The sequence below is a fragment of the Mitsuaria sp. CC2 genome (genome assembly GCF_048957715.1).
GTDB lineage: Bacteria > Pseudomonadota > Gammaproteobacteria > Burkholderiales > Burkholderiaceae_C > Roseateles.
Window position 1 is genome coordinate 161,872 of record NZ_JARVXN010000038.1, and the last position, 12,842, is coordinate 174,713.

The following is a 12,842-nucleotide window of genomic DNA, read 5'->3' on the forward strand; positions in this document are numbered from 1 at the left end:
GTTGACGGGGGGCGCTGCAGAGTGGATCGGGAGACTCAACGGTCCGGATACGCCTTCCGCAACGCCTCGTACTGCGCCTTCGTGATCGGCATCATCGAGCCGTGGCGGAGTTGCGCGGGCATCTCGAAGCGGTCCCACTCCTTGCGGCGCGAATTGCCCCAGACCTCCACCCACGGCCCTTCCAGCCGCGGCGCCATCGACAGGCCGTAGCCGTTGCCCGCGTACTGCTCGTAGTACAGCAGCCAGTCGATGCCGTTGGGCGCGCGGACGATGGTCGGCGCCTCGCGGAACGCGGGGCTCAGCGCAGGACCCGGCTCGGGGTATGGGCCGAGCAGCTCCTGCGCACAGCTCATGCGGATCGTCTTGCCCGTCGTCCAGATGTAGGACGGATAACGCTCATCCTTGATCACCGCGCAGTAGCCACCTTCAGGATTTGCGATCAGGAAGGTGTCGATGGTCGCGATCTCCCACTTGAACAGCCGCTTGGGCGGTGCATCGAAGCGTTTCAGGTCCGGCGACAGCGCATAGAGCGTGCGCTGGCTCGACCAGTAGCGCTCGGGATCCTCGGGCACGCCGGGCACGGTCGCCGTGTGCCACAGCACGACGAACTGATTCGACGGCTTGTCGAAGTAGAGCTTGGGCGCCCCGATGCGCTGCATCGCGTTGGGGAGTTCCGCCACCTTCGACAGGTCCGGCCGGTACGTCCCGAAGACCTGCCACTTGATCAAGTCGTCGGAGACCCAGAAGCGGATGTCCGGATCGTCGTCGCTCTTGTTGCCGACCAGGTAGAAGCGCCCGTCCGGGCCCTGCGCGATGGACGGATGGCCGTGGTACTCCTCGTTGACGGCCTTGCCGCCGTTGAGCTTCGTCCAGTGCAGCCCGTCCTGGCTCACCGCGTAGTGCAGCACGCCGTAGCGCGCGTCGGTCATGTGCGCGAAGAGATAGGCCTCGGGGCCGGTCTTCGCGAGCGTCGGCGCGCTCGGCGGACCGGCTGTATGGGCCGGCGCCGGGGCTTGCGCCACGGCAGCCGACATCGCGGCCATCGCCAGGATCGCGCCCGCAAGCGCCCGGATTCGTCTCATGTCTCTCTCCTTGTTGTCACTGCTGAATCGATCCTGGCCGACGGCTGCTCAGCGCGCCATCATTGCGCCGTCAGGGCGCTGTCACGGCGCCGAGATCGCCCATCGCTGGCAGTCGCCGCTCAGCCACTCCCATTGCTGGACCTTGGCGCCGTTGGTCGTCGAACACGCGTCCACGTCGAGCACGCGGCCGCTGTTCTTGTTGATGAAGCGCCAGTAGCCGGCGCCCACGTTCTCGATGCCCCAGCGCTGCGTGGCCGCGTTGTTGGACGTCCACTGGCGCACCTGCGCGCCCATCGCCAGCGAGGCGTCCTGAACCTCGAGCTTCAGGCCGCTGTTCACCGAGGTCAGCTCGTAGAAGCCATCCGACGTCGCGGTGACATTCCAGCGCTGGCAGTTGGCGCCGCTGTAGGGCCACTGCTGCACCAGCCCGCCGGCGGCCGTCGAGCACGCCGCCACGTCGAGCGCCTGCGCGCTGTGCTTCGCGATCACCTTGTAGGTGCCGTTGGCGAGGGTGTTGGGGCTGACGCGCTCGAACTTCCAGCGCTGGCAGTCGCCGCCGATCCAGCTCCACTGCTGCACCTTGGTCCCCGCCGCCGTCGAGCACGCATCGACGTCCAGCACCAGGTTGCTGTTCTTGTTGATGACGCGGAAGTAGCCGTCGCCGACCGGCTCGATGCGCCACTTCTGGCAGTTGTTGTTGACCGCCGTCCAGGTCTGCACCTTGCCGCCGTTCGTCGTCGAGCAGCCGTCGACATCGAGCTGCTGCCCGCTGTGCTGCGCCGTCAAGGTGTAGTCGCCGTTACCGGTGTTGGTCACGCGCCAGCGCTGGCAGTCGCCGCCGGCCCAGGTCCACTGCTCGATCTGCGTGCCGGCAGCCGTCGAGCAGCCCGTCACGTCGAGCACCTGTCCGCTGTGCTTCGCCACCAGCCGGTACACGCCGTCCGCGACCGGATGGTTCAGCGGCGCGCTCGCGAACTGCACGCGGCAGGCGATGTTGGCCATCTGCAGCACGCGCGTGCCGTCCGTCGACGGCAGCAGCTGGCTGCTGTAGTTGCTGCACGGATCGGTGCCGGTGTTGGGCGTGACCAGCGGCGCGGCGGCCTCGATCCAGGGTCCGGCGGCGCCGTTCGTGCTGAACATGTAGATGCGGCCGTTGACGTCGTCGTTGATCGCGTTGCCGGCGTTGCGGCGGACGATCTGGCCGATCAGCAGGAGACGTCCCTGCGCGCTGCCGTCATTCATCCACGACACGGTCGGCGCATGCGAGAAGTGGTTGCCCGCCGTCGATTCGACGCGCGTGCCCATGTTGCTCGCCGTGCCCCAGCTGCTGCCGTTGGACGAGGTCCGGATGTACACGTCGCAGCTGCGCGAACCGCAGATCTCATAGCTCATCACGTAGCTGCCGTTGGGCAGCCTGCGCACGATGGGCATGCCGGGGCGCAGATCGCCGTTGTCGCTGATGCCGACGTCGATCGTGTCCGCGCTCCAGGTCAGGCCGCCGTCGGTCGACACCTTGTGCGCAATGAGCTGGTTGAAGCCGCCGGACTTGTACTCCTCGCTCGAATAGAACATCAGCAGCCGGCCCGCGCTGTCCACGGAGAACTCCGGTTCCCAGGTGCCGACGCTGCCGGTGGCCGCGATGGCGTGCGAGGTCCAGGTCCGGCCGACGTCGGTGCTGCGGTAGATGCGGATCGAATACGCGCTGCCGTTGCGCGTCGTCGTCGCCCAGAAGAGCGTTCCCGGCGCGGTCGAGCCCAGCTGCTGAGGCACCTCCCACATCCCGCTGCAGCAGTGCCAGGGCTCGGGCACCGTGACGCTGCCGACCTGGGTCCAGGTCGCGCCCTGGTTGGTGCTTTCGTAGATCAGCGACTGCGCGCCGCCGAGGTCGTAGGACGCGATCAGGCGTCCGTTGGCGCCACCGCTGGCGGCCAACCGGATCATGCGCGGATAGAAGCTGTCCTGGTTGCCCAGGACCGTCTCCGCCGCCTGCGACGGTCCGGCGACGAAGGCCGTCGCCGCCATCACCATCGCGAGCAGCCAGCGCCACCCACTCCAAGCGAACTTGCTCATGCGTGTCTCCATGTGCGGCCTCGCGGGCCGCGTTGCTGTCGTCGATCGGCGAGGTAAGCGGCGCCGGTCAGGGAATGGGGCGGCTCTGCGGCCGCCGCCGGGGTCAGGTCTTCATCGCATCGAAGTCGATCCGGAACGGTCGTTCATCGGCCGTCGATCAGCGCCTTGTTGGCCTTGGTCACGCGGTCGAAGTCGAGTTTCTTCACGCGGCGGTCGTAGGTGAAGAAGCCGTTGAGCTCTTCCTCCACGTCCGTCGTCTCGGTGTAGATCGCGGCGCTCAGGCCCTTGTCGGCGCGGAAGCCGCGCAGCGTGTCGACCTGCGCCACATAGGCGTCGTTGATCGCGGCCGCGCTGTCGAACAGGTGATAGCAGCACTTCGACTCCGGCCGGTACATGTGGTCGGGCACCTTCAGGCTGTTGCCGCCGTACTCACCGAGCACGGCGATGCGCCAAGGCTGATACGTCGGTGCCGCCGGACCGGGATAGTCGTGCAGGTCGATCAGGTCGCCGCCGCCTTCGTCATGCGGCGCGAAGTTGATGCCGGAGTGCGCGTTGATCAGCCGCGTCGGGTCCAGCGCGCGGAACTGCGCGGCCATGCGGCGGTGCTCGAAGTCGCCCCAGCTCTCGTTGAAGACCACCCAGGTCACGATGGACGTCTCCGAGCGCAGCTGGTCGACGATCTCACGCCACTCGACCTCGGTCTTCGCGCGTACGGCCAGGTCCGATTCCGCGTCCCAGGCTTGCGGCATGTCCTGCCAGACGAGCAGGCCGAGCTTGTCCGCGTGGTGGAACCAGCGCGCCGGCTCCACCTTGATGTGCTTGCGGACCATGTTGAAGCCGAGCTTCTTCGTCTCCTCCAGATCGAATCGCAGCGCGGCGTCGGTCGGCGCGGTATAGAGCCCGTCCGGCCAGAAACCCTGGTCCAGCGGGCCGAACTGGAACACGAACTTGCCGTTCAGCAGCGGGCGAGGCACGCCGTCGATCATGCCCACCTCGATGCTGCGCATGCCGAAGTAGCTGTCGACCTGGTCGACCACCTTGCCGTTGCGGCGCAGCGTGACCTTCAGGTCGTAGAGGAAGGGATCGTCAGGCGACCACAGCCGCGGTTGCGGCACCGGCAGCGAGAGCGCCTTGTCGGCGGTGCCGCGCACGCGGCCGACCACCTTGCCTTCCTTCAACGCCGCCACCTCGACCTGCAAGCCCTTCGCCTCTCCGGCACGGACGGTCAGCGCAAGACGCTGTTCGCCGACGACCGGCGTCATGTCGAGCTTCGCGACGTGGTCCGGTCCGACCGGCTCCAGCCACACGGTCTGCCAGATGCCGGAGCTCGGCGTATAGAAGATCCCGCCGGGCTTCAGCGACTGCTTGCCGAGCATGCCGTCGTTGGTGCTTGGATCGAAGGCCGCGACGACCAGCTCGTTGCGTCCGGGCTTGAGCAGCGGCGTGATGTCGAAGCCGAAGGCCGTGTAGCCGCCTTCATGCTGTCCGACGCGCGTGCCGTTCACGTAGACCGTGGCCAGGCGGTCGACCGCGCCGAAGTTGATGCGCACGCGCCGGCCCTTCCAGGCGGTCGGCACCTCGAAGCCGCGGCGGTACCAGAGGTTCACTTCGCCCAGGCGCTCCACGCCCGACAGCATCGATTCCACCGGATACGGCACGCGGACGCGCTCGGTCGTTTCCGGGAAGCGCGGCGCGGAGGACGGCGGCACGCGCGCATCCGGCGCACCCTTCCCGCCCCAGTAGTCCCACTGGCCGTTGAGATTGAGCCACTCGGTGCGGACCAGCTGCGGACGCGGGTACTCCGGGAACGGCACCGCGGCCGTCAAGGCCTCGTCGGTCCACGGCGTGGTCAGGCGGACATGCGGCGCGGGCGCGACGACGGCCTGCGCGTCCTGCCAGGGCTGGGCCGAGACCGCGCCGCCCAGCGACGCGAGCACCGCGAAGGTCGTCGCCAGGGTCGCGGCGATCCGCAGGGAATGCTTCGAAGACATCGGTCTGTTTCCTCGTTGATCAGGCTCGCCGCGACGAGCGGCCGTGCCACAGCACCATCACGCGCTGCAATCCGCAGAACAGACCCAGCAGCGCGCCGATGACGATGCGGGTCCACCATGAACTCAGCGTGCCGTCGAACAGGATCAGCGTCTGGATCAGGCCCAGCATCAGCACGCCGGTCAGCGCGCCCAGCACGTGGCCGATGCCGCCGCTGAGCAGCGCGCCACCGATGACGACCGCGGCGATGGCGTCGAGCTCCAGGCCCTGCGCATGCAGGCCGTAGCCCGACAGCGTGTAGATGCCGAAGAGCACGCCGCCGAGCGCGGCGCAAGCGCCGCTGAGGGCATAGACGCCGATGCGCGTGGCGGCGACCGGCAGGCCCATCAGGCGCGCGGAAGTTTCCTGTCCGCCGAGCGCGAACACGGCGCGGCCGAACGGCGTCGCCCGCGACACGGCCACCGCCAGCGCAAGCACGGCCAGCGCGCTCACCGCGCCGGGCGTGATCTCGCCGAGCGGCCCCAGCGACCAGCGCGCCTGGGACCAAGCGCTGAGCGTCGCATCGGTGATGGGGATCGAATCGACGCTCAGCAGATAGCACAGGCCACGCCCCAGGAAGAGGCCGGCCAGCGTCACGATGAACGGCGGGATCGCGAAGACCTGGATCACGGCGCCCATCGCCGCCCCGAACGCCGCGCCTCCGAGCAGCAGCAACGGGATCAGCACCAGCGGCGACAGATGCGCCCGCTCGACGCCGAGCGCCAGCAGCATCGTCGTCAGCGCGACGACGGATCCCACGGAAAGATCGATGCCGCCGGACAGGATCACGAAGCTCATGCCGACGGCGACCACCAGCAGGAAGGCGTTGTCGATCATCAGGTTCAGCAGGACCTGGCTGGACAGCAGTCCCGGATAGGCGGAGGCGCCGGCGAGCGTGCCCGCGACCAGCAGCAGCACCGAGGCCCAACTGGGCAGATCGCGCGCGTGCACGAGGGAACGCGCGCTCATGAGGCCGCTCCCGCGCGCCGCTGCCAGCGCTCGCGCCAGGCGCGCCACACCGGCGCCTGGCTGATCGACACGGCGAAGACGACGGCGGCCTTCACGACCAGCGTGACCTCGGGCGCGATGCCGAGTGCATAGATGCTCGTCGTCAGCGTCTGGATGACGAGCGCGCCCAGCAGGCTGCCGCGCACGCTGAAGCGGCCGCCGAGCAGCGAGGTGCCGCCGAGCGCGATTGCGAGGATGGCGTCCAGCTCCAGCATCAAGCCGGCGTTGTTGGCGTCGGCGCTCTTGATGTTGGCGCTGATCATCAGGCCGGCGACGCCGGCGCAGAGGCCGCAGGCGATGTAGACCGCCAGCATCAGACCCGCGGCGTGCACGCCCGCCAGTCGCGCGGCTGCCGGATTAGCGCCGCTCGCCTGGAGGAACAGGCCCAGCGCGGTGCGATGCTTCAGCAGGCCGAACAGCGCCGCCACGCCCAGCGCCATCCAGGGCGCGAACGGCAGTCCGGACAGGAAGCCGCCGCCGAGGAAGAAATAGGGCTCGTGATAGATCGTGATGATCTGGCCGTCGGTGATCAGCTGCGCGATGCCGCGGCCCGCGACCATCAGGATCAGCGTCGCGATGATGGGTTGGATCCCCCCGGCGACGACGAGCAGGCCGTTGAACAGGCCGCACACCGCCGCCGCGCCCAGCGCGCCGAGGATGGCGGCCGTCATCGGCATCGTCGCGCCTTCCCGCGTCACCAGCGAGGCGGCCACCGCGCCGGCGATCGCGACCACGGCCCCCACCGAGATGTCGATCCCTCGCACCGCGATCACCAGCGTCATGCCCATCGCCACGACCATCAGCGGCGCCGCGCGGTTGAGGATGTCGATCAGCGGCCCGTAGGCGTGGCCGTCCTGCCAGCGCAGGCTGAGGAATTGCGGATTCAGGACCGCGTTCAACGCCCAGAGCGCGAGCAGGACGCAGGCCGCATGTCGCGCGCCCGCGTCATGATGAGACGGGGAAGCGGCGGTCATGCGTGGCTCTCCGCGCCCGCCATGACGTGCAGCAGCTGGTCTTCGCCGAGTCCGGCGGCATGGAGATCGGCCACCTGGCGGCGCTCGCGCAGCACGGTGATGCGGTCGCTCGCGCGCAGGACTTCGGGCAGTTCCGATGAGATGAAGATCATCGCCATGCCTTGACGGCACAGCGACAGCACCTGATCCATCAGGTCCTGCTTCGCGGCGATGTCGATGCCGCGCGTGGGCTCGTCGAGGATCAGCAGGCGCGGCCCGGTCGCGAGCCAGCGCGCGAGGATCGCCTTCTGCTGGTTGCCGCCGGAGAGCAGACCGATGGGTGTTTCCGCGTCGGCGGTCTTGATGCCGAGCTTGTCGATGAAGCGCTGCGCGAGTTCGCGTTGGGCACTGGCGGAGAGCGTGCGCAGGATGCCGCGTCGCGCCTGCAGTGCGAGCACGATGTTCTCGCGCACGCTGAGCTCGGCGACGATCCCGTCGACTTTGCGCTCCTCCGGGCAGAAGGCCATGCCGGCGCGCACGGCGTCGCGCGGGCTGCGCAGTCGCACGGCGGTGCCGTCGACGCGGATCTCGCCGGCGTCGGCGCGATCGGCGCCGAAGAGCAGTCGCGCGGTTTCGGTCCGGCCGGCGCCGAGCAGGCCGGCCAGGCCGAGCACCTCGCTGGCGGCGACGCGCAGATCGATGTCTTCGACGGCGCCGCGCCGGCTGAGTCCGCGCACCTCCAGCAGCGGCGTCCGGGACTGCGCCGACGTCGGCGCTGCGCCTCTTCCGCGGGCCGGAGGCGTCTCGGAGGACAAGGCGTCCGGTGGCACCGCGAAGGAATGCGGAGCCTGCGAAGCGATTGACTGAGGGGTGCCACCGGATGCCTTGTCCTCGTGCTCGGTCCCGAGCATGAGGTGAACCAGTCCCATCCTTGGCAGCGCCGTCGTCGTGCGCTCCCCGACGAACTCCCCGTTGCGGAACACGGTGAATCGATCCGCCACCGCGTAGGCCTGATCGAGGAAGTGGGTGACCAGCAGCACGGCGACGCCTTCGTCGCGGAGCTGTCGGATCATGGCGAGGAGCCGGGCCGTCTCGGCCTCGTCGAGCGAGGAGGTGGGTTCATCGAGGATCAGCACCCGTGCCTGCTGATGTAGCGCGCGGGCGATGGCGATCATCTGCTGCACGGCGACGGGGAAGTCCCCGATCGGTCGACGCACGTCCGCGGCGATGCCCAGCCTCGCGAGCGCCGCGGCAGCCTCCTCGCGCACCTTCGTCCAATCGATGGCGACGCCGCCCCATCGACGTGGAAACCGCCCTGCGAGCACGTTCTCCGCCACCGAGAGATTCGGACAGAGCTGGACTTCCTGATGCACGACCGCGATGCCTGCGCGCTGCGCCTCCAGCGGCGAGCGTGCTGCGAAGGCCACGCCGTCGAGCGTGATTGTGCCGGCATCCCGATCCTGCACGCCCGCGAGGATCTTGATCAGCGTGGACTTGCCGGCGCCGTTCTGCCCCATCAGCACCTGCACCTCGCCGGCGCGCAGCGTCAGCGCCGCGTCCACCAATGCGGGCACGCCGCGGAAGGCCTTCGCCACCCCGCGTGCCTCCAGCACGACGGTCATCAGTATTTCCGCTTGGGCAGTTCCTGCGCCGCGACCTCGGCGGGGAACACCCCTTCCTCGGTCACGATGCGGCGCGGCACGGTCTTGCCGGCCTTCAGGTCCTTCACCGTCTGCATCAGCTGGGGGCCCAGCAGCGGGCTGCATTCGACGGTCACGTTGAGCTTGCCCGCCACCATCGCCTGGAACGCGCCCTTCACGCCGTCGATCGAGAGGATCAGGATGTCCTTGGCCGGCTTGAGCCCGGCCTCCTCGATCGCCTGGATCGCGCCGATCGCCATGTCGTCGTTATGCGCGTACAGCACGTCGATGTGGCGACCCTCGGCCTTCAGGAAGGCTTCCATGACCTCCTTGCCCTTGGCGCGGCTGAAGTCGCCGGTCTGCGAGCGCACGATCTTCAGGCGCGGGTCGGCCTTGATGCCTTCCTCGAAGCCCTTCTTGCGATCCAGCGCCGGCGCCGCGCCCACGGTGCCCTGCAGCTCGACGATGCGGATCTCCTTGCCCGCCGGGCGGCTCTTGACCTTGTCGGTCAGCCACTTCGCCGCGCGACGGCCTTCCTCGACGAAGTCGGAACCCATGAAGGTCGCCCACAGCGTGGTGTCGGTCTCCTGCACCGTGCGGTCCGTCAGGATCACCGGGATGCCGGCGGCCTTCGCCTCCCGCAGCACCGTGCCCCAGCCGGTCTCCACGACCGGCGAGAGCGCGATCACATCGACCTTCTGCGCGATGAAGGCGCGCAGGGCCTTGATTTGGTTCTCCTGCTTCTGCTGCGCATCGGCGAACTTGAGATCGATGCCGGCGTCCTTCGCCGCCGATTTGATCGAGGCGGAATTGGCGGTCCGCCATTCCGACTCGGCGCCGATCTGGGAGAAGCCCAGGACGATCTTCTTGTCGGCGGCGAATGCGACAGGGGTCGCACCGAGCGCGGCGAGCGCGCCCATGGCGACGGATCCGAGAACGAAACGGCGGCGCATGGAAACTCCTTTGTCTGCAACGGTCGCGGGCCCTCTCCCCTGCCCTCTCCCGCAGTGCGGGAGAGGGAGCAGGCAGGCGCGTCGGTCGGTACGGTCAGTACTTCGCGTTGAAGCTCAACCCGTAGAACTTGTCGTCCGACCGGATGTCGTGCGGGAAGCTCTCGTTCTGGAAGTAGCTGTAGTACTTGGACCCGGTGATGTTGTTGGCGTTGAAGCTCATGCTGAACTTCTCGCTGAATGCGTAGCCGATCGCGAAGTCCAGCCGGCCGTAGTCCTTGACCCGGTTGTAGGTCGGCGCCACGCCCGGATCGCAGGCCGCGACGGCCATGCCGTTCTCGACCGACGGCGCCAGCAGGCAGCCGAAGGAACCTTCGTTGAACTTGCTGCGCCAGGTGTAGGTCAGGCGGCTGGTGAAGCCGTACTTCTCGTACAGCACGCCGGCGTTGTAGCTGTGCTTGGACACGCCCAGCAGCGGCTTGCCGAACAGCGGATCGCTCTTGGTGTTGACCTCGCTGTCCGCCAGCGTGTAGTTGCCGAAGATGCCCAGCCCGCTGAACGCGCCCGGCAGGAAGTCCATGAAGTACTGGCCGCTCAGCTCCAGGCCCTTCAGCGTCGCCTTGCCCAGGTTGCGCGGGCGGCTGATGTCGTACTCGATGCCGTCGATGACCTCGGGCGCCGTCGAGCGCACGACACGGTTCTTCAGCACGCGGTGGTAGATCGCCGCCTGCAGGTAGCTGCCCTTGTTGAAGTACTTCTCGATCGACAGGTCGTACGCCGTGCTGGTCTGGTCCTTCAGCTCCGAGTTGCCGCCGCTGCCGCTCGGACGGATGTTGGCGTTGGTCGGCACCGAGTAGGTCAGCGTCGGGTTGAGGTCGCCCAGCGTCGGACGCGACATCGTCTTGCCGGCCGTGGCGCGCACCAGCAGGTTGGGCACGACCTCCAGCTTGGCGCTGAAGTTGGGCAGGAAGCGCGAGGCCGTCGACGACGCGGTCTGCGGCGTCACCACGCCGTTGATCCGGCCGGCGCCGCTGATGTCGCGCTCCAGACGCACGTAGCGCCCGCCGATGACGCCGTCCAGCGGCATGCCGCCCAGCTTGGTCTCATAGTGCGGCTGCACGTAGAGCGCGTAGGTCTTCTCGTCGCTGTCGTAGTTGTTGAGCGGGTCGTAGCTCGGATCGCCCGCCGCGCCGCCGTACAGCGCGCGCAGCGCGTCCGTGTTGTTGAGCAGGTAGTCCGGATTCGGCGTCATCCACGGCGAGCACTCGTTGATCTGCGGGATGCAGTTGGGTGCCTGGATCAGGAAGTTGCCGGGCAGCTGCGTCGCGCTGCTCACCAGCGTGGAGCGGTTGCCGCCGGGGGCGTCCGGACCGCCCGGCGCATTGGCGCGCCAATGCGAATCGCGCTTGGTCAGGCGGGCGCCGAAGTCGATGTTGCTGATGAAGCCGCCCAGCTCATAGTTGCCGCTCAGGGCGATCGCGTCCTGCTTGGATTTCGCGCGGTTGATGTCCTGGAACAGGGAGTTGGCGAAACGGAAATCCGTCGCCTGGCCGAGCGGATTGCCCAGCATGCTGGTGGTGCCGTAGCCGCCGTTGTTGACGACGATGTCGACGGCGCTGATCTGCTTGCCGATGTCGACGATGATGGTCCGGTTGCTGTTGGTCGACTCCATCCGCGACACGTCGAGGTTCACCGCCAGCGGACCCGAGTTGTACTTCCAGCCGCCCGCCAGCACGCGCTGGTCGGTGGACTGCTTCTTGGCCTGCGTGCTGGTCATGCCGGGCACGTTGTTGAAGGTCGCCGACACGCCGTTGCACAGGCGCTGGATCGGCTGCGACGACGGGCCCAGGAAGCCCGCGCCGTCGACGTGCGCGTCGAAGCAGTCGTCGCTCCCCTTCGGGTTGGTGATGTTCTGCGCCGCGAAGATGTCCGAGAAGATGAAGAAGGTCGCGAACTTCGCGCGGTAGCCCGCGTAGAGGCCGTCGACGTAGAACTCGTTCTCCTGGTTCGGGCGCCACTGGAAGGACGCGTTCACCTGCGGACGCTGGTATTCGCCGGTATCGGTCAGGCCGCCGACGCAGGTCGGCAGCACCAGGCCGGCCGCTCCGGGCGGGCCGTTGGTGCCCGAGCGCGGATCGCAGTTGAACGAGATCGGCCGGTTGAACTTGTGGTCCGCGTAGGAGATGTCGATCAGGCCGCCCATCTCGCCCGCGCCGGTGTTGGTGCGGTAGGCGCCGAGCACGCCCAGCTTGCCGCTGAGCTTGTCGGCGTAGTCGCCCTGGCTCGCACGGCCGTTGACGACCAGCGTCGCGCCCTTGGCGAACTCCATCGGCTTGCGCAGCTTCAGGTCGATCGCGCCGGCGACTCCGCCTTCGATCAGGTGGGCGCCGGCCGACTTGTAGACGTTGGCGCGCGAGATCGCTTCCGCGGGCAGGTCCTGGAATGCGAAGCCGCGGCCCACGCCGGTGAACATCTCGCGGCCGTCGACGGTCGTGATGATGTCGCCGATGCCGCGGATCAGCGGATTGACGATCTCGTTGTTGAAGTTGACGACGGTCTGCACGCCCGGCACGCGCTGCAGGGCCTCGGCCACGGTGTTGTCGGGGAACTTGCCGATGTCGTCGGCGACGATGGATTCGACGACCTGGTCGGCATCACGCTTGGTCTGCACCGCCGCCGCGCGGCTGGCGCGCTGGCCGACGATGACGACCTGTTCCAGCGTCGTGTCCGCGGCGCGCGCAGCGACCGCGTCAGGGGTGGATGCGGAGGCGGCCGAGGCAGGTGCGGCGGGTGCGGCAGGCGCCCTGCGCGCGTCCTGCGCCAGCGCTTGCTGGCCGGCCAGACACAGCGTCAGGCAGGCTGCGGCCGAGATTGGCGAAAGCCGGAGGGACTGAGGGATCCGATTCATTGTTGTCTCCTGGGGCCTCGTGACCGGTGCGCGGGGAGGAACGCACTCTGGTCCGGGCCGGGTTTTAATACAAACAACTTTTCTTGCAGCATTCGACGAGATTCGGCGCCTGCCGGCACGTGGTGGTGCTGGCCATCGCCCCGGCGCGCGGTATCGCCGCGTGAACCGGGCATTCCGACACGGTCTTTCAGGACCTTAGCGTT

At 68.2% G+C, this 12,842-nt stretch carries 8 protein-coding genes; all 8 read right to left on the reverse strand.

What is annotated here, in order from left to right:
* Positions 1-35: 35 nt before the first annotated feature.
* On the reverse strand, positions 36-1,082 hold the full coding sequence (locus PV762_RS25110) for a hypothetical protein (protein ID WP_421037725.1): 1,047 nt from the start codon (positions 1,080-1,082) through the stop codon (positions 36-38).
* Positions 1,083-1,163: 81 nt separating this feature from the next.
* A complete protein-coding gene (locus tag PV762_RS25115) occupies positions 1,164-3,152 on the reverse strand; it encodes an RICIN domain-containing protein (RefSeq protein ID WP_421037726.1) in 1,989 nt (662 codons plus the stop codon).
* Between the two features lie 143 nt (positions 3,153-3,295).
* Positions 3,296-5,143: a glycoside hydrolase family 2 protein gene (locus PV762_RS25120; protein WP_421037727.1), complete on the reverse strand. Its 1,848-nt coding sequence runs from the start codon at positions 5,141-5,143 to the stop codon at positions 3,296-3,298.
* A gap of 19 nt (positions 5,144-5,162) precedes the next feature.
* The gene (gene yjfF / locus PV762_RS25125; protein WP_421037728.1) at positions 5,163-6,149 is read right to left on the reverse strand and encodes a galactofuranose ABC transporter, permease protein YjfF; all 987 of its coding nucleotides are present in this window, start codon (positions 6,147-6,149) and stop codon (positions 5,163-5,165) included.
* The gene (locus PV762_RS25130; protein WP_421037729.1) at positions 6,146-7,162 is read right to left on the reverse strand and encodes an ABC transporter permease; all 1,017 of its coding nucleotides are present in this window, start codon (positions 7,160-7,162) and stop codon (positions 6,146-6,148) included. Before PV762_RS25130 ends, yjfF begins: the two co-directional genes overlap by 4 nt.
* Entirely contained in the window at positions 7,159-8,763 is a 1,605-nt protein-coding gene (locus PV762_RS25135) for a sugar ABC transporter ATP-binding protein (RefSeq protein ID WP_421037730.1), read from the reverse strand. The genes PV762_RS25130 and PV762_RS25135 overlap by 4 nt, the downstream gene beginning before the upstream one ends.
* Positions 8,763-9,701: an ABC transporter substrate-binding protein gene (locus tag PV762_RS25140; RefSeq protein WP_421037753.1), complete on the reverse strand. Its 939-nt coding sequence runs from the start codon at positions 9,699-9,701 to the stop codon at positions 8,763-8,765. Before PV762_RS25140 ends, PV762_RS25135 begins: the two co-directional genes overlap by 1 nt.
* Positions 9,702-9,828: 127 nt before the next feature.
* Positions 9,829-12,639 carry a TonB-dependent receptor gene (locus PV762_RS25145; protein WP_421037731.1) on the reverse strand — a complete coding sequence of 937 codons (2,811 nt, stop codon included), beginning with the start codon at positions 12,637-12,639 and terminating at the stop codon, positions 9,829-9,831.
* Positions 12,640-12,842: the final 203 nt, after the last annotated feature.

Excerpts from the sequence above, each read along its gene's own strand:
- PV762_RS25110 (WP_421037725.1), bottom strand. The coding sequence starts at position 1,082 with ATGAGACGAATCCGGGCGCTTGCGGGCGCGATCCTGGCGATGGCCGCG.
- PV762_RS25115 (WP_421037726.1), bottom strand. The coding sequence starts at position 3,152 with ATGAGCAAGTTCGCTTGGAGTGGGTGGCGCTGGCTGCTCGCGATGGTG.
- PV762_RS25120 (WP_421037727.1), bottom strand. The coding sequence starts at position 5,143 with ATGTCTTCGAAGCATTCCCTGCGGATCGCCGCGACCCTGGCGACGACC.
- yjfF (WP_421037728.1), bottom strand. The coding sequence starts at position 6,149 with ATGAGCGCGCGTTCCCTCGTGCACGCGCGCGATCTGCCCAGTTGGGCC.
- PV762_RS25130 (WP_421037729.1), bottom strand. The coding sequence starts at position 7,162 with ATGACCGCCGCTTCCCCGTCTCATCATGACGCGGGCGCGCGACATGCG.
- PV762_RS25135 (WP_421037730.1), bottom strand. The coding sequence starts at position 8,763 with ATGACCGTCGTGCTGGAGGCACGCGGGGTGGCGAAGGCCTTCCGCGGC.
- PV762_RS25140 (WP_421037753.1), bottom strand. The coding sequence starts at position 9,701 with ATGGGCGCGCTCGCCGCGCTCGGTGCGACCCCTGTCGCATTCGCCGCC.
- PV762_RS25145 (WP_421037731.1), bottom strand. The coding sequence starts at position 12,639 with ATGAATCGGATCCCTCAGTCCCTCCGGCTTTCGCCAATCTCGGCCGCA.